This window comes from Rhizobium sp. R339 (genome assembly GCF_002211395.1).
Classification (GTDB): domain Bacteria; phylum Pseudomonadota; class Alphaproteobacteria; order Rhizobiales; family Rhizobiaceae; genus Rhizobium.
In genome coordinates this window covers 167,425-186,640 of sequence record NZ_LOKV01000028.1, presented here as the reverse complement: position 1 = coordinate 186,640, position 19,216 = coordinate 167,425, and the positions used below count along the sequence as shown (strand labels likewise).

At 62.6% G+C, this 19,216-nt stretch carries 19 protein-coding genes; 14 read left to right on the top strand and 5 right to left on the bottom strand.

Going from position 1 to position 19,216, the window contains the following annotated elements; genetic code table 11:
- Window positions 1-68: 68 nt before the first annotated feature.
- Together ATY76_RS31355 and ATY76_RS31350 are read left to right on the top strand one after the other, a co-directional pair.
- On the top strand, window positions 69-587 hold the full coding sequence (locus tag ATY76_RS31355; protein WP_088678522.1) for a glycosyltransferase family A protein: 519 nt from the start codon (window positions 69-71) through the stop codon (window positions 585-587).
- Window positions 588-770: 183 nt separating this feature from the next.
- The gene (locus ATY76_RS31350) at window positions 771-1,085 is read left to right on the top strand and encodes a hypothetical protein (RefSeq protein WP_088678521.1); all 315 of its coding nucleotides are present in this window, start codon (window positions 771-773) and stop codon (window positions 1,083-1,085) included.
- A gap of 37 nt (window positions 1,086-1,122) precedes the next feature.
- Here ATY76_RS31350 and moaB read toward each other — a convergent pair whose 3' ends face one another.
- From moaB to ATY76_RS31330, 4 genes are all read right to left on the bottom strand, one after another.
- On the bottom strand, window positions 1,123-1,674 hold the full coding sequence (gene moaB, locus ATY76_RS31345; RefSeq protein ID WP_088678520.1) for a molybdenum cofactor biosynthesis protein B: 552 nt from the start codon (window positions 1,672-1,674) through the stop codon (window positions 1,123-1,125).
- Entirely contained in the window at window positions 1,674-2,558 is an 885-nt protein-coding gene (locus tag ATY76_RS31340; protein WP_088678519.1) for a 4-(cytidine 5'-diphospho)-2-C-methyl-D-erythritol kinase, read from the bottom strand. The genes moaB and ATY76_RS31340 overlap by 1 nt, the downstream gene beginning before the upstream one ends.
- Window positions 2,559-2,570: 12 nt before the next feature.
- Complete coding sequence (locus ATY76_RS31335; protein WP_088678518.1) at window positions 2,571-4,403, bottom strand: tetratricopeptide repeat protein; 1,833 nt, start codon at window positions 4,401-4,403, stop codon at window positions 2,571-2,573.
- 133 nt (window positions 4,404-4,536) lie between these two features.
- Window positions 4,537-5,553 (bottom strand): polyprenyl synthetase family protein, encoded by a 1,017-nt coding sequence (locus tag ATY76_RS31330; protein WP_088678517.1) that lies wholly within the window; start codon window positions 5,551-5,553, stop codon window positions 4,537-4,539.
- A 108-nt stretch (window positions 5,554-5,661) separates the two neighbouring features.
- On the opposite strand from ATY76_RS31330, the gene ATY76_RS31325 reads away from it, so the two are divergent.
- Complete coding sequence (locus ATY76_RS31325; protein WP_008536951.1) at window positions 5,662-5,889, top strand: DUF2007 domain-containing protein; 228 nt, start codon at window positions 5,662-5,664, stop codon at window positions 5,887-5,889.
- A gap of 7 nt (window positions 5,890-5,896) precedes the next feature.
- The gene (locus tag ATY76_RS31320; RefSeq protein ID WP_088678516.1) at window positions 5,897-6,673 is read left to right on the top strand and encodes a methyltransferase; all 777 of its coding nucleotides are present in this window, start codon (window positions 5,897-5,899) and stop codon (window positions 6,671-6,673) included.
- On the opposite strand, the gene ATY76_RS31315 is transcribed toward ATY76_RS31320, so the two are convergent.
- Entirely contained in the window at window positions 6,670-8,010 is a 1,341-nt protein-coding gene (locus ATY76_RS31315) for an Nramp family divalent metal transporter (protein ID WP_088678515.1), read from the bottom strand. The two genes, ATY76_RS31320 and ATY76_RS31315, sit on opposite strands and share 4 nt — an antisense overlap.
- 185 nt (window positions 8,011-8,195) lie before the next feature.
- On the opposite strand from ATY76_RS31315, the gene ATY76_RS31310 reads away from it, so the two are divergent.
- The 10 genes from ATY76_RS31310 to ATY76_RS31265 all read left to right on the top strand — a co-directional run bounded on the left by ATY76_RS31310 (window position 8,196) and on the right by ATY76_RS31265 (window position 19,178).
- Complete coding sequence (locus tag ATY76_RS31310) at window positions 8,196-9,056, top strand: S49 family peptidase (protein ID WP_088678514.1); 861 nt, start codon at window positions 8,196-8,198, stop codon at window positions 9,054-9,056.
- A gap of 18 nt (window positions 9,057-9,074) precedes the next feature.
- A complete protein-coding gene (locus tag ATY76_RS31305; RefSeq protein ID WP_088678513.1) occupies window positions 9,075-9,266 on the top strand; it encodes a hypothetical protein in 192 nt (63 codons plus the stop codon).
- Window positions 9,267-9,539: 273 nt separating this feature from the next.
- A complete protein-coding gene (locus tag ATY76_RS31300; RefSeq protein WP_088678512.1) occupies window positions 9,540-10,496 on the top strand; it encodes a glycine--tRNA ligase subunit alpha in 957 nt (318 codons plus the stop codon).
- Window positions 10,493-11,044: an AAA family ATPase gene (locus ATY76_RS31295; protein ID WP_088678511.1), complete on the top strand. Its 552-nt coding sequence runs from the start codon at window positions 10,493-10,495 to the stop codon at window positions 11,042-11,044. Before ATY76_RS31300 ends, ATY76_RS31295 begins: the two co-directional genes overlap by 4 nt.
- Window positions 11,045-11,105: 61 nt before the next feature.
- Window positions 11,106-11,657 carry a LemA family protein gene (locus tag ATY76_RS31290; protein ID WP_088678510.1) on the top strand — a complete coding sequence of 184 codons (552 nt, stop codon included), beginning with the start codon at window positions 11,106-11,108 and terminating at the stop codon, window positions 11,655-11,657.
- A gap of 193 nt (window positions 11,658-11,850) precedes the next feature.
- On the top strand, window positions 11,851-13,113 hold the full coding sequence (gene aroA, locus ATY76_RS31285) for a 3-phosphoshikimate 1-carboxyvinyltransferase (protein WP_088678509.1): 1,263 nt from the start codon (window positions 11,851-11,853) through the stop codon (window positions 13,111-13,113).
- Between the two features lie 37 nt (window positions 13,114-13,150).
- Complete coding sequence (locus ATY76_RS31280) at window positions 13,151-15,085, top strand: DUF2207 domain-containing protein (protein ID WP_088678508.1); 1,935 nt, start codon at window positions 13,151-13,153, stop codon at window positions 15,083-15,085.
- A gap of 65 nt (window positions 15,086-15,150) precedes the next feature.
- The gene (gene purD, locus ATY76_RS31275) at window positions 15,151-16,434 is read left to right on the top strand and encodes a phosphoribosylamine--glycine ligase (protein ID WP_088678507.1); all 1,284 of its coding nucleotides are present in this window, start codon (window positions 15,151-15,153) and stop codon (window positions 16,432-16,434) included.
- Window positions 16,435-16,527: 93 nt separating this feature from the next.
- The gene (locus ATY76_RS31270; protein WP_088678506.1) at window positions 16,528-16,989 is read left to right on the top strand and encodes a plant virulence effector HPE1-like domain-containing protein; all 462 of its coding nucleotides are present in this window, start codon (window positions 16,528-16,530) and stop codon (window positions 16,987-16,989) included.
- A 365-nt stretch (window positions 16,990-17,354) separates the two neighbouring features.
- The gene (locus ATY76_RS31265; protein WP_088678505.1) at window positions 17,355-19,178 is read left to right on the top strand and encodes a methyl-accepting chemotaxis protein; all 1,824 of its coding nucleotides are present in this window, start codon (window positions 17,355-17,357) and stop codon (window positions 19,176-19,178) included.
- Window positions 19,179-19,216 lie beyond the last annotated feature (38 nt).

Sequence of the window (19,216 nt, the reverse complement as noted above, 5' to 3'; positions counted from 1 at the left end):
AACAATGCAAGAACAAAATACGGGAAATGCTGCTGGCAGAAATTTGTGCGTCGCATTATAGATAGCCGATGTTGACCGTTGTTCTCGAATGTCAGGATCAGGAATCCGAGCTGGCCCAGACCCTGTCGGTGCTGGTGGCGGGCGCGGTGGAAGGGCTCGTGAGCGATGTGGTCGTCCTCGATCACGGCTCGTCCGACGGCACCTCGCGGGTGGCGGACGCGGCTGGCTGCCGCTTCTATTCAAAGTGGGATATCAAGGACATCGTCCGCTCAGCGCGCGGCGAATGGCTACTCTTCGTCGAGCCGGGCGCAAGGCCCCAGGCCGGCTGGATCGATGAGATTTCCGAATATGTGGCGTTGAACAAGCTGCCGGCGCACTTCACCGCCTCGCGCGGCTACCGGCGCCCGTTCTTCGAGCGCGTCCGCCGCGCCGCCCCACCGCTGGAACTCGGTTTGCTGATGCCGAAGCACCAGGCGCTCGCTGCGGCCAGAAGCGGCATGCGCCTTGCCGAATTCGTCAAAGGGCAGAAGCCGCGCAAACTCTCCAGCGAACTGATTCCCTCCTGGGTCGCCCGCGCCGCGCGGTGATGCCGCACCTCCTCCTGTCGCCTTGCAAAAGATGGCGTCCGATACGATTTCGCGCTATAATTCGCTCATGGCGCCGCCGAAGCGCCTCGCTTCGCAACGGATGGCCATGGAATGCCGGTGGACGGCAGAACAGGTCAGCGGACATCTCCTCTTCTGCCGGGCTCCGGCGAAAGGAGGTGCGTCATGGTACGCGGTATGATTTACGGCCTGCTGGCCGTCATATTGCCGATATCGCTGATCGCGCATCCGCATCCGGCAGCATCGCAGATGGTGCGCAGTTGCGCAGGCCGATCCGAGATCGTCAATTTCCTGGACAGGAACTTCGGCGAAAAGCTCACTGCAGTCGGATTGATCAATCAGAACGCCGTTCTCGAGGTCTATGCCGCCGAAAGCGGCACCTGGACGCTCATCGTAACGGATGTTCACGGCATAAGCTGCTTCCTGCTTTCGGGTGACAGCTGGGATACCATGCCCGCTCTGCCAGGCATTGCCACATAGGCAATGGTGCCGTTTGCGGTGCCCGGTCTTGGCCGGCCTATTTCGCCGCGCCGCGCTTCAGATGCTCGTCCAGCCGCGGCATGATTTCGACGAAGTTGCACGGCACGCTACGATAGTCGAGCTGCGATTTCAGGATGCCGTCCCAGGCATCCCGGCAGGCGCCGGGCGAACCCGGCAGGGCGAAGATGAAGGTGGAATTGGCAACGCCTGCCGTGGCGCGCGACTGGATCGTCGCCGTGCCGATCTTCTCATAGGAGATGCGGTGAAAGATGGCGGAAAAACCGTCCATGCGCTTTTCGAACAGAGGCTCCAGCGCCTCGGGCGTGACGTCCCGGCCGGTAAAACCGGTGCCTCCCGTGGTGATGACGACGTCGATTTCGTCCCGCTCGGTCCAGGCCTTGACCGTTGCGGCGATTTTCTCCCGGTCGTCCGGCACGATCGCCCGATCGACGAGCCTGTGGCCCACCTCGATGATTCGCGCCGCCAGCGTATCGCCCGATTTGTCGGTCTCCGGCGTGCGTGTGTCCGAGACGGTGAGAACTGCCATGCCAACGGCGATGAAGGGCCGCTTCTCGTCCAGACCTGCCATCATCTACCTCCCGGGATCGTTTCCGTTGCCTGGAAATACCAGTCGGGCCGCTCGCCGTGAAGGGCTGCCGCCACATCTTTCGCCTCGGTCATGGTCTTAAAGATCCCGAAGCAGGTGGCGCCGGAGCCTGACATGCGGGTCATGACTGCGCCGCGGCCTTGCAGCATTGCTGATATTGTTGCGATTTCAGGCACAAGTTCGCGCGCCGGCGGCTCAAGGTCGTTGCGGGCAGCGGCAATCGCCGTAAGCCAGCCTGCACTCTGAGATAGTTCCAGAGCCGGATTGTTCTTCGTCGCGAGCCGGCGGAAAACATCCGGCGTCGACACGCCCTTCAGGGGATTGGCGAGCACCATGGCAAAGGCCGGCAGATCAGACACCGGTTGGATCTTTTCACCGATGCCGCGGGCAATCAGCGGCCGGCTTTCAAGGCACATCGGCACGTCGGCGCCGAGCTTCAGCGCGAGCGCGGCAAGCATCCCCTCGGGCGGGGTCGTGCCCCAGAGCCGCATCAGCCCGCGCAGCGTCGCGGCCGCATCCGCCGAACCGCCGCCGATGCCGGAGGCGATCGGCAGATTCTTTTCGAGGTGGATGTGGACGGGGAAGGCGAGGGAGCCGGATTGCTCGCGCAGAAGATCGCGCGCCTTCAGCACCAGGTTGGTGCCGCCGTCGTCGGCGAGCCTCCCGCCGAAACGGCCGGACAGGGTGAAGGCATCGGCCTGCGATGGCGTGAATCCCAGGCGGTCGCCATAACAGGCGAAGGTCACCAGCATATCGAGCAGATGATAGCCGTCCGGCCGCTGGCCCGTCACATGCAGGGCCAGGTTGATCTTCGCGCGAGCCTCTTCGGTGACGCTGAACGCGCTGGCCAAGCCCTCGTCAGGCATGCTTCTCGCCCGTCAGGATTTCTTGTCGACGGGCGGCGGGGTGACGGGCGCCGGGTCCGGCTGCTTCTTGTCGGCCGCTTTGGCATCGTCGCTGACAGGAGGCAGGCCGTTGGCGATCTTGTCCTTGATCTTCGGGATTTCGGCTGCCTCGGGCTCGGAGCTGAGCGCCCGGTTCCACTGATAGACGGCCTCGAGCTTGCGTCCGACACGCCAATAGGCGTCGCCGAGATGGTCGTTGATCGTCGCGTCGCCGGCTTTGATCTGCGCTGCCCGCTCCAGTTCATCGACGGCATCGTCGAATCGGTTGAGGCGGAAATAGGCCCAGCCGAGCGAATCGATGATGTAGCCATCGTCGGGGCGAAGGTCGACGGCCTTCTTGATCATGCTCAGGCCCTCGTCGAGGTTCCTGTTCATGTCGATCCAGGAATAGCCGAGATAGTTCAGCACCTGCGGCTGGTCGGGATTGAGCTCCAGCGCCTTGCGGAAGTTCGGCTCCGCCTGTTCCCATTTCTTCAACCGCTCATAGGCAATGCCGCGCTGGAAGAAGACGCTCCAATTGGCGCGGCCGGGGAGGGGACCGATCGCTTCGACGGCCTTGTCGTAATTGACGGCCATCGCCTCGTAATCCTTGGCGTCGGAGAGAACGCTGCCATAGGCGAGGTAGCTGCGGATGTCCTTCGGATCGGAGGCGATCAGCGCCTGAAGGTGCTTGCGCGCTTCCTCCACCTTGCCGCCCTGAGCAAGGGCGAGGCCGAGCTGCAGCTCGGAGATGCGCCGCATCGGCGAATTCTCCGGCACTTTCTTGTAGAGCGAGATGGCGCGGTCCATCTGGTTCTGCTTTTCGGCGATGCCGCCGAGCAGCACCAGCGTATCGGCGCTGTTCGGATCGAGCGCTTTGGCCGTCTGCAGGTAAAGCGAGACGATGTCCTCGGCGCCGTCGCGGTTCAGCGCACCGCCGACGGAAAAGAGCACGCCGGCAGCCCCTTCTTCGGCTGTCTTGACCTGCTGTTCCTGCTTCTCGCCCTTCTCGATGCTGTCGCGCAGCGCGTTCAGCGGTGCGTAGTTCGGCAGCAGGTTGTCGCCGACGGAAACCGCGTCGAGCGCCTTCTGCTTGTTGCCCTGCGTGGCTTCGAGGCGGGCAAGCGCCATGACCGCACGCATGAAGGTGTCTGGCGCGGTCGCACCCCCTTCCTTGTCGAGCACGGCGTCGTTGAGGTGCTGGCGGGCGGATTTCACGTCGCCGGTGACGATCGCGATCGCGCCGGCATTGTAGTTCTGGAAGATGCGGAACCAGTCCGGGCCTTTCATCTTCTCGACCGCGGTAAGCGCTTCCTTGCCGCGGCCGGCGCCGACGCGGGCCCAGGCGAGCAGAAGGTCGTTCATCATCCGGTCGAGATCGTTCGGACCCTTGTATTTCAAGATGGATTCGGCGGTCTTGTAGTCACCGCGGCGCACGGCATCCATGCCGCGCACGATCGTGGTGATGCGCTCGACGGACGGATCGCCCTTCAGGTCGTTGGCGTAGTTGACGCCGTCCTTGATGTCGCCGTTGAGCAGCAGCGAGATCATCAGCCGCTGGCGAATCTCCGGATTGCCGGGTTCGATCTGCAGCGCCTTTTTGTAAAGCTCGATCGCCGTTTCGTAGTCGTGATCGACATCGGCCGTGCGCGCGGCGAGGAAAGCGCCGGAAAAGGTGGTGACACTGTCGGCATCGAAGCTCTCGGCCTTGCCGGCATCATCCGCCTTGGCCGCATCCTCGGCACTTACGCCGCCGACACTGCCGAGCGAAAGAACCGCCGCCAGCGCTGCGCCCGCAAGAAGACGGATGGCAAATCTCTGCCGCATTAGCAAACCTTTCTTCGAGAGCGTCCCGGCCATGGCGCCGGTCGCAAAACCAGTTGCGATCACTGATTCATAACAGGATGGCTTTTTTGAAGCGGCGCCGCAACAAAATCAGACTGCGATCGAGGACGTTCGATCAGTTCACGCGTTCGATGCAGAAATCGATCACTTCCATCAGGGCGGATTTCCATACCGTGTCGGGAAGCGGTGCAAGCGCGTCCCGCGCGATCGTGCCGTAATGCACGGCGCGGCTGATCGTATCGCTGAGCGTCCCGTATTTGGTGATCAGCCCCAGCGCTTTTTCGAGATTGGCGTCGCTGCTGTTGCCGGCTTCGATCGCATCGCGCCAGAAGGCGCGTTCGTCCTCGGTGCCGCGACGATAGGCAAGGATGACGGGGAGCGTGATCTTGCCCTCGCGGAAATCGTCGCCGACATTCTTGCCGAGATCGGCGGCCTTGCCGCCATAATCAAGCGCGTCGTCGACGAGCTGGAAGGCCAGCCCAAGATTCATGCCGTAGGATTTCAGCGCATTGCGGCCGGATTTGCCGGCATCGGCGACGATCGGGCCGACTTCGGCGGCGGCGGCAAAGAGGGCCGCGGTCTTGGCCCGGATGACGGAGAGGTAATCGTCCTCGGTCGTCTCCATGTTCTTGGCGACGGAAAGCTGCAGCACCTCGCCTTCGGCGATCACGCACGCGGCAGACGAGAGAACGTCGAGCGCATCGAGCGAGCCGACATCGACCATCATGCGGAAGGCCTGGCCAAGCAGGAAGTCGCCGACCAGCACGCTGGCCTGGTTGCCCCAGATCATCCGCGCCGTCGATCGGCCGCGGCGCAGGTCGCTTTCATCGACGACGTCATCATGCAACAGCGTCGCCGTGTGCATGAATTCGACCGATGTGGCGAGCTTGACGTGGTTCTCGCCGCGATAGTCGAACAGCGAGGCGGCAGCGAGCGTCAGCATCGGCCGCAGGCGCTTGCCGCCCGAGGAAATCAGATGGTTCGCCACTTCGGGGATCATCTGCACGTCGGAGCCGGCCTTGGAGAGAATGAGCTGGTTCACCCGCTCCATGTCGGCCTTGGTGAGATCGACCAATGGCTTTATGGATGCCAGTTTGTTTTTGCTTTCTTCAAGCGGTATGACCACGCCCAACGACCCGGACTCCTGTTCATTCATTACAGCTGACAATAGAAAGGGGCGATGGGCGCGGCAAGGGGTGAATTGTCGCGCTAGGCGAAATCGGAAGGAAAACGACGGCAAATGCATGAACTTATCCGCGCCAACGACCCTGTTCTTCTCTCCTTTGCCGAGAGTTTGATGAAGGATGCGGGAATTCACTGCTTCATCGCCGATCAGGGCATGAGCGTGCTGGAAGGCTCGCTCGGCATGCTGCCGCGCCGCCTGTTGGTCGATGAGGAGATGGCCGATCAGGCGCGCCGCATCCTGATCGACGCCGGCCTCGGTGGCGAGCTGCGCGAGCGGAAGTGAGCAGGCGATGACCGGCAAGCCCGCTGACACCGTCGATGCCTTCCATCGCGGCGCCTTCCATGTGGTGCAGCCGAAGGGCAGGGGCCATCGCTCCGGCATGGATGCGATGCTGCTTGCGGCCCTCGTCGCCGATGAGCGTCCGGTCCGGGTTGCCGATCTCGGCGCCGGTGCCGGTGCTGCCGGCCTTGCCGTCGCTTCTCGCCTTCCCAACGCGCAGGTGGTGCTCTTCGAGCGCTCGGCCGAGATGGCCGATTACGCCCGCCGCAGCATTCTCCTGCCGGAAAATGCGCATGTCGCGGGCCGCGTCAGCGTCGTCGAGGCCGATGTAACGCTGACCGCCAAGGCGCGCAACGATGCCGGACTTGCCGACGAAAGCTTCCATCACGTCATCATGAACCCGCCCTTCAACGATGCCGGCGACCGGCGCACCCCGGATGCGCTGAAGGCCGAAGCCCATGCGATGACCCACGGACTGTTCGAGAGCTGGATCCGCACGGCCGGCGCCATCATGATCCCGAGCGGGCAATTGTCGCTGATTGCGAGACCGCAATCGATCGCAGAAATCATCGATGCCTGCGGCCGGCGCTTCGGCGGCATCGAAATCACCGCCATCCATCCGCGCGAGCGCGAAAGCGCCGTTCGCATCCTGGTGACTGCTATCAAGGGATCGCGCGCGCGGCTGTCGCTGCGCGCGCCGCTCATCATGCATGAAGAGGGGAGCCACAAATTCTCCCCTCTCGTCGACGATTTCAACAATGGCCGGGCGGCATACGCCAGGCTTTAGCCGGTCACGAAGTCGAGGAGCAGCTTGATGTTCAGCCCCGCGATGACGATGGCGATCAGATAGGCGATGCCGCTCAGCCAGAGCGGCGACACGAGTTCGCCCATCTTGGCCTTGCTGGCGGTGAACATGACCAGCGGGAAGACGGCGAAGGAAAGCTGCAGGCTGAGCACGACCTGCGTCAGGATCAGGAGTTCCGCCGTGCCCTGGTCGCCGTACCAGATGGTGACGATCGCTGCCGGCACGATGGCGATGGCCCGCGTGATCAGACGGCGCACCCAGGGCTTCAGCCTGATCTTCAGGAAGCCTTCCATGACGATCTGGCCGGCAAGCGTTGCCGTTACCGTCGAGTTGAGGCCGCAGCACAGAAGCGCGATGCCGAAGAGCGTCGGCGCGATGGCAAGTCCGAGCAGCGGCGACAGCAGCGAATAGGCGTCGCCCAGCTCCACCACGTCGGTCTTGCCATGCGCATTGAAGGCGGCGGCCGCCAGAATCAGGATCGAGGCATTGATCAGCAGTGCGAAACAGAGGGCAACGGTCGAGTCGATCGTCGCATAGGTCAGCGCCTCTTTCTTCTCCGGAACCGTATGGCCATAGGCCCGCGTCTGCACGATGCCGGAATGGAGGTAGAGGTTGTGCGGCATGACGGTGGCGCCGAGAATACCGAGCGCGAGATAGAGCATTTCGGGATTGGTGACGATCTCTGTCGTCGGGAAGAAGCCGGTGATGACGGCACCCCATTCGGGATCGGCCAGGAGGATCTGCACGCCGAAACAGAGCGCGATGACGCCGAGCAGCGCGATGACGAAGGCCTCGACCCAGCGGAAGCCGAGCTTCTGCAGGAAGAGGATCAGGAAGACGTCGAGCGCGGTGATCAGGACGCCGAGTTCCAGCGGGATGCCGAACAGCAGGTTGAGGCCGATCGCCGTGCCGATCACCTCGGCGATGTCGGTGGCGATGATGGCGATTTCCGCAAAGGCCCAGAGCGGCACCGAAACCCATTTCGGGAAGGCGTCGCGGCAGGCCTGGGCGAGATCGCGGCCGGAGGCGATCGCCAGGCGGGCGCAAAGCGATTGCAGCACGATCGCCATCAGGTTGGAAAGCAGTGCGACGGTGAGCAGCGCATAGCCGAATTTCGAGCCGCCGGCGAGCGAGGTCGCCCAGTTGCCGGGATCCATGTAGCCGACGGCGACCATATAGCCCGGCCCCGCGAATGCCGCCGCCCGGCGCCACATCGAACTGTGACGCCCGGTTCCCACCGTGCGGTAGACATCGGACAGCGATCCCTCTCCGCGTTCGTGCCGCCAGCCGCTCTTTGTATTGGGATTCAGGACGTCCATGCGATTTCCACCTGTTTGGCCATGAAGGCCACTATGATCATTAAGAATGATAATGCAAGTCATTCGCAACAAGAAAATCATCTCGCGGTTTTCAGGAACGCGGCCATTGCGTTTGTCGTTCCAGCGCATACATGGATGCCGATTGCGGTTTGAGCGATCGTGCGACCCGAAGCGAAGGATGGGAAATGGCCGGATTCTTGAGAAAGCTGATGCCGAAACGGTTCCGCAAGGATGGCGTCGTCATTCCGGTCGTCAGATTGCAGGGCGCGATCATGAGCGGCGGCGGCCAGTTCCGGCCAACCCTCAATCTCGCCAATGTCGCGCCGGTTCTGGAAAAAGCCTTCGCGATGAAGGATGCGCCGGCGGTCGCCCTTTCGATCAATTCGCCGGGCGGTTCGCCCGTCCAGTCCCGCCTGATCTTCACCCGCATCCGCGAACTCGCCCGCGAAAAGCAGAAGAAGGTGCTGGTCTTCGTCGAGGATGTCGCCGCGTCCGGCGGTTATATGATCGCGCTTGCCGGCGATGAGATCATCGCCGACGCGACCTCGATCGTCGGCTCGATCGGCGTCGTCTCCGGCGGTTTCGGCTTTCCTGAACTCCTGAAGAAGATCGGCGTCGAGCGCCGCGTCTATACGGCAGGCGAAAACAAGGTGATCCTCGATCCGTTCCAGCCGGAAAAGGAAAAGGACATCGAATATCTGAAGAGCCTGCAGCTCGAAATCCATCAGGTCTTCATAGCGATGGTGCGCGAACGCCGCGCCGGCAAGCTGACGGACGATGCGACGGTGTTTTCCGGCCTGTTCTGGAGCGGCACGCGCGGCCTCGAGCTCGGCCTCATCGACGGCCTCGGCGACATGCGCCAAGAACTGAAGAGGCGCTATGGCCAAAAGGCGAGGCTGGAACTCGTCACCGCCGGCCGCGGCCTGCTCGGCCGCCGCATTCCCGGTGTTTCGTCCGTCACACTCGACGGCGCCGCGTCCAGTCTCGCAACGGGGCTTGTCGAAGCGGCGGAAGAAAGAGCATTGTGGAGCCGGTTCGGGCTTTGAGAGGAGCAAGAGAGGGACATGGCGCAGCTTATCACGATCCTGGTCCTGGTCTTTTCCGCCTGGTGGCTCTACCGCCGCTTCGTCTCCGATGCCCGCAAGCTCGCCGAGAAGTCGCGCCGCACGGAAAAGGAGCGCCAGACCGGCGCGATCGGCACGTTGGTCAAGGATCCGGTGACGGGGGAATACCGGCTGAAGCGGGATGGGGAATAAGAGGGTCACTACTGCACCTGCCTCTCATCCGGCATCCTAGAGCCCTCCCCAACCCCTCCCCACAAGGGGGAGGGGCTTAACTTGCCGCACCCGCTTCCCAGACATTCGACGTTTTGGGAGGAGGGAAGCAGGTGCTCCGGGTTAGTCCCTCCCCCTTGTGGGGAGGGGTTGGGGAGGGGTCTTAGATCCGGCGACCGCCGCAAAAGCCTTGACCCCTGCGGCCCTCCATGGCACCAGTCGCGCCGATAATCCCTACGCAACCGGTGTCATCCCATGTCAGCTCTCCCCGACCACATGAACCCGAAGCGCTCGTTCCAGGCGCTGATCCTGACCCTGCATAGCTACTGGGCGGATAAGGGTTGCGCGGTTCTGCAGCCTTACGACATGGAGGTCGGCGCCGGCACCTTTCACCCGGCCACCACGCTACGCGCCCTCGGCCCCAAGCCCTGGAAGGCGGCCTATGTCCAACCGTCGCGCCGTCCGTCGGACGGCCGCTATGGCGAAAACCCGAACCGCCTGCAGCATTATTACCAGTATCAGGTCATCCTGAAGCCGAACCCGCCCAACTTGCAGGAGCTCTATCTCGGCTCGCTGGCGGCAATCGGTCTCGATCCGCTGCTGCACGACATCCGTTTCGTCGAGGATGACTGGGAAAGCCCGACGCTCGGCGCCTGGGGCCTTGGCTGGGAATGCTGGTGCGACGGCATGGAAGTCTCGCAGTTCACCTATTTCCAGCAGGTCTGCGGCATCGAGTGCTCGCCGGTCGCGGGCGAACTGACCTATGGTCTCGAGCGTCTTGCCATGTATGTCCAGGGCGTCGACAATGTCTACGACCTGAACTTCAATGGCCGCGAAGGCGACGAGAAGATCAGCTACGGCGATGTCTTCCTGCAGGCCGAGCAGGAATATTCGCGTCATAACTTCGAATTCGCCAATACCGAGATGCTGCATCGCCACTTCGTCGATGCCGAGAAGGAATGCCGGGCGCTGCTCGATGCCGGCGCTCCCGGCGACAGCGCCAATCTGCGCCTGCACAAATGCGTCTTCCCGGCCTATGACCAGTGTATCAAGGCCAGCCACGTCTTCAACCTGCTCGATGCCCGCGGCGTCATCTCGGTCACCGAGCGCCAGAGCTATATCCTGCGGGTGCGCACCCTCGCCAAGGCCTGCGGCGAAGCCTTCCTGCTGACCGATGCGGGCGGCGTAAATTTGTCGAAAGAGGCGGCGTGACGCAGAAACCTGCCAGCCGTATCGTTCATATCAACGGCTGGCCAGGCACCGGGAAGCTGACGGTCGGCCGCTTGCTGGCGCAAAAGCTCGGCGCGCGGCTCCTCGACAATCACATGCTGCTTAATCCGGCCGAAGCGCTTTTCGCCCGCAGCAACCCTCTGCATGCGTCGCTGCGTGAGCAAATTCGGCGGGCGGTTTTCGATCACGCCGTGCGCGCCGATCCGGCCGAAAGCTTCGTTTTTACCGATGCTCTTTCCGATGACGAGCAAGATAGTGCGATGTTCTCCTGGTATCCCGATCTGGCTGCCGCCAGAGGCGCGGAGCTGGTCGCGGTTCTCCTCGATTGCGCGCCGGAGGAGAATGCCAGGCGCCTCGTCTTTCCCGGCCGATCCGAGGCGCTCAAGCTAACGGACACGGCGAAGCTGCAGCAGCTCCGGGCAAACTATAAATTGCTGCGCGGACTGGCCGAACACACAGTCGAAATTGACACGACGGACCTTTCGCCAGAGCGGACGGCGGCCCGAATTCTCGCGCATATCGGTGTTTGACGACAGCCGGGAATCCTGCGTAGTCTTTGCCCAAACATTACTTCGTTGCAGGGGATTCGCGATGTATATTGCGCTTGGCGTCATCGTTTTGGTCGCACTCTATGTCGTCTTCATCTACAACGGCCTTGTTCGCTCGCGGCAGATGGCGGAAGAAGCCTGGTCCGGCATCGATGTGCAGCTCAAGCGCCGTGCCGATCTGATCCCGAACCTGATCGAGACCGTCAAGGGCTACGCCGCTCACGAAAAGTCGACGCTGGAAGAGGTGGTCGCGCTCCGCAACAAGGCGCAGGCCGTGCCGGCAGGCGATGTGGCGGGCAGGGCGCAGGCGGAAGGGTTGCTTGGGCAGGCGCTCGGGCGGGTCATCGCACTCGCTGAGGCGTATCCCGATCTCAAGGCCAATCAGAATTTTGCCGAGCTCCAGGCTTCACTCGAAACCATGGAAGGCGAGTTGCAGATGGCGCGGCGTTATTACAATGGTGCTGCTCGCGACCTGAACGTCAAGGTCGAGAGCTTCCCGTCCAATCTCGTCGCCGGCCAGTTCGGTTTTGCCAAGCGGGACTATTTCGAAATCACCAACGAGGCCGACCGCGCCGTCCCCAGCGTCAAATTCTGACGATCCGGCATTTTGCCTTTGCGAAAAAGCGATTAAGAGCAGAGACAGACTGCGGCCGGCAAGAGCATGTCGCGCAAAAGTGTGAAGCGGTTTTGCGATGACGACATGCGCAAAACCAAAGACCTAAAGCGCGGCAAGCGAATCTGAAAGATCGCGATGCGCTTTAGGCTCGCCCATGGACGGAAGACATAGCATGACACGCACAGCCAAACTCACGATCATTCCGCCGGGCGGGCCGCTTTCGGGCCGCGCCATGCCGCCGGGTTCCAAGTCGATCACCAATCGCGCTTTGCTGCTCGCCGGCCTTGCCAAGGGCACGAGCCGGCTGACCGGCGCGCTGAAGAGCGACGATACGCGCTATATGGCCGATGCGCTGCGTGCCATGGGCGTTGCGATCGACGAGCCCGACGATACCACTTTCGTTGTCACCGGCAGCGGGAGGCTCGCGCCACCGAAAGCGCCGCTCTTCCTCGGCAATGCCGGTACGGCGACGCGCTTCCTCACGGCGGCCGCCGCTCTCGTCGACGGCACCGTCGTCGTCGACGGCGACGAACATATGCGCAAGCGCCCGATCGGCCCGCTGGTCGAGGCCATGCGCACGCTCGGCATCGATGTGAGCGCCGACACCGGCTGCCCGCCGGTGACCGTTCGGGGCACGGGCCGCTTCGAGGCCGACCGAATCCTGATCGATGGCGGGCTGTCCAGCCAATATGTCTCGGCGCTGCTGATGATGGCGGCCGGCGGCGACCGCCCGGTCGACATCGAACTCGTCGGCGAGGACATCGGCGCGCTTGGCTATATCGATCTGACCACGGCGGCGATGAAGGCCTTCGGTGCCAGGGTCGAGAAAACAAGCCCCGTCACCTGGCGCGTCGAGCCGACCGGTTACCGCGCCGCCGATTTCGTCATCGAGCCGGATGCATCCGCCGCGACCTATCTCTGGGCCGCCGAAGTGCTGCGCGATGGCAAGATCGATCTCGGCGTGCCGAACGATGCCTTCACCCAGCCGGATGCCAAGGCCTACGACACGATCGCCAAGTTCCCGCATCTGCCGGCTGAAATCGATGGCTCGCAGATGCAGGATGCCGTTCCTACGATCGCCGTGCTTGCCGCCTTCAACGAGACGCCGGTCCGCTTCGTCGGCATCGCCAACCTGCGCGTCAAGGAATGCGACCGCATCCGCGCCCTGTCCACAGGGCTCAACAATATCCGCGAAGGCCTCGCCGTCGAGGAGGGTGACGATCTGATCGTCCATTCCGATCCTGCTCTTGCCGGCCAGCATCTGCCGGCCGAGATCGATACCTTCGCCGATCACCGCATCGCCATGAGCTTCGCGCTCGCCGGGCTGAAGATCGACGGCATCACCATTCTCGACCCCGATTGCGTCGGCAAGACCTTCCCGGCCTACTGGCGGACGCTCGCCGCCCTCGGCGTGACATATCAGGACAAGGATTGAGTAGCGCGCAGCCGAGGCTGCCGGCGGGGAGATGGGGATGAGGCGTCGGTTTTTCGGATTTTGTTTGGCGCTCATCTGGATGCTCGCCGCTCCGGCGGCCTTTGCCGCCGAAGTGATCGAGAGTTTCGACTCCTTGATCGTCCTCGAAAAGAGCGGCGCGATGACGGTGGCGGAAACGATCACCGTCAATGCCGAGGGCAATCGTATCAATCACGGCATTTTCCGTGATTTCCCGCTCTATTTCACCGATGCCGAAGGCCGTCGCCGCAGCGTCGATTTCGATGTTGTGTCGGTCAAGCGCGATGGCAAGGACGAACCTCGGCACACCGAATCGATCACCGGCGGCATTCGCATCTATGCCGGTTCGGCCGATGTGACGGTAACGCCGGGCCGTCATCAATATGTCTTCACCTACAGGACCAACCGTCAGATCCGCTATTTTGACGATCATGACGAACTCTACTGGAACGTCACCGGCAATGGCTGGATTTTCCCGATCCGCTCTGCCACCGCGACGGTGAAGCTGCCGCCCGGTGTCGCCGCCACTGAGACGACGTTCTTCACCGGCCCCGAAGGCGCGACGGAGAAGAATGCCCGCGTCGGCGAAACCGGCGGCGGCCTTCTGTTTTCCACGACTGCGCCGCTTGATGCCGGTGAAGGCCTGACCTTCGCGATCCGTATGCCGAAAGGCTCGATCGATCCGCCGAGTGCGGATATGGAAAGCACGTGGTGGCTCAAGGACAACCGCAATTATTTCATCGGCTTCGGCGGCTTGATCCTGGTTTTCGCCTATTATCTCAGATCATGGCTGAAGGTCGGCCGCGATCCCGCCCGCGGCGTCGTTGTGCCCCGCTGGGATGCGCCGGACGGCATCTCGCCGGCGTTGGTCAACTATATCGACAATAAGGGCTTCTCCGGCGGGGGCTGGACAGCGCTTGCCGCCACCGCGCTCAACCTTGCAGTTCGCGGCTACGTCAAGCTCGAAGACCTGAAGAATTCGATCGTCATCCGCGGCACCGGCAAGCCGCTCGGCAAGGAGAAATTCCAGGCCGGCGAAAGCGAACTGCTGAAGGCCGCCGGCGGCGCCGGCGCGACGCTGCGGATCGACAAGGCCAATGGCGAACGGGTGAAATCCGTCGGCCAATCGTTCCGTTCGGCGATTGAGAAGGAGCATCGCGGCAAATATTACAACTCTAATCTCGGTTATACCGGCGGCGGCATCGCGCTCAGCGCCGCCGCTCTGGTGGTGCTGTTCGTCTACGGTTCGCTGGAGCCCGACACGATCGCGCTGATGCTGATCCCGATTGCCGTCTCGGTCTTTGTTGCCGTCTTTGCCGCCGGCCTGGTCAAATCGCTGCATCGCGGCGGCTCGCTGTTCGGCAAGATCATGGCCGTCATCGCCGCGGCGGTCGGCGTTTTCGTCGGTATCGGCATTCTGGCGACCATGGTCCTGATGCTCACCTCTTCGCTGGTGGAGCTGCACGAAACCCCGATGCTGTTTGCCGTCGGCGGCATCGTGCTCCTGAACATCCTTTATTTCTTCATCATGGGCGCGCCGACCCCGCTCGGCGCCAGGATGATGGACGGCGTAGACGGCCTGCGGCAATATCTGACGCTGGCCGAAAGGGACCGCATGAACATGGCGAGCGCCCCCGAAATGTCGCCGCAGCATTTCGAGACGCTGTTGCCCTATGCGGTGGCGTTGGGTGTCGAAAAGCCTTGGTCGCGCACCTTCGAGACCTGGCTTGCGGCAGCGGCGGCCGGTGCGGCCGCAGCCTATGCGCCCTCCTGGTACTCCGGCAATTTCGACGGCGACAGTTTTTCCGATCGTGTCGGCGGCTTTTCCTCTTCGATGGCTTCGACCATCGCCTCGACGATACCTTCGCCGCCGCCATCGAGCTCATCCTCCGGTTTTTCCGGCGGTGGCTCCTCCGGCGGAGGGGGTGGAGGCGGTGGTGGCGGCGGCTGGTGAGCTTTCCCGCTTGACCTTTCCGCCCTTCGCCCTTAACCGCCAGAGGCAAAAGGAAAGGGTGGCGCATGAAGGTTCTGTTGATCGGATCGGGCGGACGCGAGCACGCACTCGCCTGGAAGCTGGCGAAATCGCCGTTGATGAGCGAATTCTACGCCGCCCCCGGCAATCCTGGCATTGCCGAACATGCCGTCCTGGTGCCGATGAACATCGAGGATCACGAGGCGATCGCCGCCTTTTGCCGGGAGAAGGGGATCGATTTCGTCGTCGTCGGTCCTGAAGCGCCGCTCGTTGCCGGCCTCGCCGACCGGCTGCGCGCCGATGGCCTGACGGTTTTCGGCCCTTCCGCCGCTGCCGCCCAGCTCGAGGGCTCCAAAGGCTTCACCAAGGATATCTGCGCCCGCTACGGCATTCCCACAGGCGCCTACCAGCGCTTCAACAATGCGCCGAAGGCCAAAGCCTATATCCGTGCCCAAGGCGCGCCGATCGTCGTCAAGGCCGACGGTCTTGCCGCCGGCAAGGGCGTGACCGTTGCGATGACGCTGGACGAGGCGCTTGATGCGGTCGACGACTGCTTCGAGGGTGCTTTTGGCGCCGCCGGCGCGGAAGTCGTCGTCGAAGCCTATCTCGACGGCGAAGAGGCAAGCTTCTTCTGTCTCTGCGATGGAAAACATGCGCTGCCGCTGGCAACCGCCCAGGATCACAAGCGGGTGGGCGAGGGCGATACCGGCGTCAATACCGGCGGCATGGGCGCCTATTCGCCGGCGCCTGTCATGACCGCCGAGATGGTCGAGCGCACGATGAAGGAGATCATCGAGCCGACAATCCGCGGCATGGCCGAAAGCGGCCATCCCTTCTCCGGCGTGTTTTTCGCCGGGCTGATGATCACCAAGAAGGGGCCGGAGCTCATCGAATACAATGTCCGCTTCGGCGATCCCGAATGCCAGGTCATGATGATGCGGCTGAAAAGCGATCTGCTGCCGCTGCTTCTGGCCACCGCCAACGGCACGCTCGATCAGGTGAGCGCCGAATGGAGCGACGATCCGGCCCTGACGGTGGTCATGGCCTCGAAGGGTTATCCCGCCGCTTATGAAAAGAACACGCCGATCCTCTCGCTGCCTGAGGCAGGCGAGGGGGAGAAGGTGTTTCATGCCGGCACGGCTCTCAAGCACGGCCAATTGGTCGCGACCGGCGGCCGCGTACTGAACGTGACGGCGTCAGGCGGCACGGTCGCCGAGGCTAAAAACCGCGCCTATGCGCTGCTCGACAGGGTGGAGTGGGAAAACGGCTTCTGCCGGCGCGACATCGGCTGGCGCGCGGTCGAGCGCGAAATAGCCTTGGGTAAGGCATAATTTGCCGCCTTCCTTAAATTTTTACCTTTTGCCCTGACGGGATGGAAACAAAGCTGCGCTATATCGCTCCTGAAGTGAGACGGAGTAGCTTTGATGCGGCAGATTTTCTTCGGTGCGGCAATCCTGCTGATGGCGGGTTCGGCGATGGCATCCTCGATAGAGGTGATCGGCACGGCTACGCCACACCGTGACGGCAGCATCGTCACTGAATCCTGCCCCAATTGTCCGCCGCTCCAGGCCGATGTGACCAAGAAGGATTATACCGTCCCGGAGCTGACGCCCGGCGCCTTCCAGGCTACCGAAGTCCGCGATGTCGACGGCGAAAAGAAGATCTACCGCACCGAAAACTGGATGGGCGGCTCGCCGGTTCTCTTCGTCAGCAAGGCGACCCCGGAAACGCAGCTTGCCGCCGAGCCTTCGGTCGTGCCGGCCGACGGGATTGACATGAACGCCAAGACCGCGGCCGTCATCGGCAGCGATGCCAAACCCGTTGCAGCAGGCATGGTGCAACAAACGGCGCCTCTCGACGTTTCTGAATTCAAGCTGCGTTTTTAAAAGTTCCCTGCCCCTGCCCGATCAAGGTTTCGATCGTTTGGGGTTCCACCTCGGTGGACCGAATGCACCCTCGAAGAGAAGCGGGGGTGCATTCTTGCTTCGAGACGCTCTTTGAAAACCGATCGGTCTACGACCAGCGGATGAAAGTCCGAGGTTTTCCGGGTCATCCCCACCCCAGATTTTTAGGGAAACTTTGCATCGTTTTTCGTTAAATTAAAGATTTCTTATGGGGTGAGCAGTGATGGTTCCTCGCCGGTCGCAGCATGTTATTTAGCAGCAGTAGACGCGTCCTCCCTTCGGCGCGCTCGCACAGGCGGTAGAAGACCGCACCGGAATGTATTTTGCCGTTCCCGTTGCGAGGAATCATGAAGAACCTAAAGATATCGAAGCAGCTTATATTGCTGGTCGTCGGCCTGATGGCGGCGTTTGCGATCGCCACCTCCCTGCAGATCCGCTCGTCGGTCGATGCAATTTACAAGGAGCGCTACGACATGCTCCGCGCCGAGGTTCAGTCGGCCGTCTCCGTTCTCAAGCTTTATCAGGCCAAGGTCACTGCGGGCGAAATGACGCTCGAGGACGCCCAGAAGCAGGCCTATACCACCGTCAACGGAATGAAATACGATCCGGACGGCTATTTTTTCGGTTATAGCTACGATGTCCAGATGCTGTTCCACTACGACGCCGCGAAAGTTGGACAGAACCTGAAGGGGCAGCCGGACAGCAAGGGCAAGCTCTATCGCGAAGAGCTGGTCAAGCTCGGCCAGCAGGGCGGTGGCCTCGTCGAATTTTATTCCACCAGCAAACCGGGCCAACCGGCCGGCGATTACCGCAAGACGGCCTATGGACAGGCCTTCGACCCTTGGAAAGTCGTCGTCGTCACCGGCGTCTACATGGACGATCTCGATGCACAGATAGACAGCACGATCCTGACCGCGCTCTCCGGCAGCATCGTTCTGTTTTTCCTTGCCATGGCGGCAGCCTACGTCGTCATTCGCGGCATTTCAGGACCTCTCAACAACGTGCATGCCGCCCTGAAGGCTGTTTCCGAAGAGGACGTTTCCATCGCCATTCCGCATACGGCCATGAACAATGAAGTCGGCATGATGGCGAAGGCGACGCAGTCGCTGCAGGAAAAAATCAGGGAGCGTCACGCGATGTCGGATCGCGAGGCGACCCAGCAGCTGGCGCTGGAAAGCGAGCGTGAAAACAATCTGCGCCAGCAGAACGACGAAGCCGCACTTCAGGCTCGGGTCGTGGCGACGATCGGCCAGGCGCTGGAGATGATTGCCCGGGGCGACCTCACTGTCCGCTGCGCCGATCTCGGCCAGAAATATGCCGCCCTTCGCGACAACTTCAACGATGCGCTGTCGCATCTGGAAGCCGCCATGGCCAAGGTCAGCGCCAAGGGCAGCGATATCGGCACCAGCAAGGAAGAAATCCGCCGCGCTTCCAACGAGCTGTCGCAGCGCACCGAGCGCCAGGCCGCAAGCCTGGAGGAAACCTCGGCCGCCCTCGACGAGCTCACCGTCGCCGTCCGCCAGACCGCCGACGGCGCACACGAAGCCAGCAAGCGCGTCCATTCCGTCAGCACCGAGGCCACCCATAGCGATGCCATCGTCAGTCAGGCGATTGAAGCGATGAGCGGCATCGAGAAGTCGTCCTCGGAGATTTCGAAGATCATCGGGGTCATCGACGAGATCGCCTTCCAGACCAACCTCCTGGCGCTGAATGCCGGCGTCGAGGCGGCCCGCGCCGGCGACTCCGGCAAGGGCTTTGCGGTCGTCGCCCAGGAGGTTCGTGAGCTTGCCCAGCGGTCAGCCGCCGCGGCAAAGGAGATCAAGGACCAGATCGCCCGCTCCTCCACCCAGGTGGATCACGGCGTCCGTCTGGTCGGCGAGGCAGGCGAGGCGCTGAAGCGCATCTCCGACCAGATCAAGGCCGCCAACGAGATCGTCGCCAAGATCGCCCACAGCGCCTCCGAGCAGGACACGACGCTGCGGTCGATCTCATCTTCGATGAACCAGCTCGACGCTGCCACCCAGCAGAACGCCGCCATGGCCGAAGAGACCACGGCCTCGGCCGAAACGCTGGCCAGCGACACCGACGAACTGATCGATCTCATCCGCGGCTTCCGCGTCGGCACCGCCGGCGCTCAGCCGGCGATGCATCAGGGCCGCCGCGCCGCCTAACAGACCGGGCGACCTGTTTTCATCGCCAAAGACTGGAC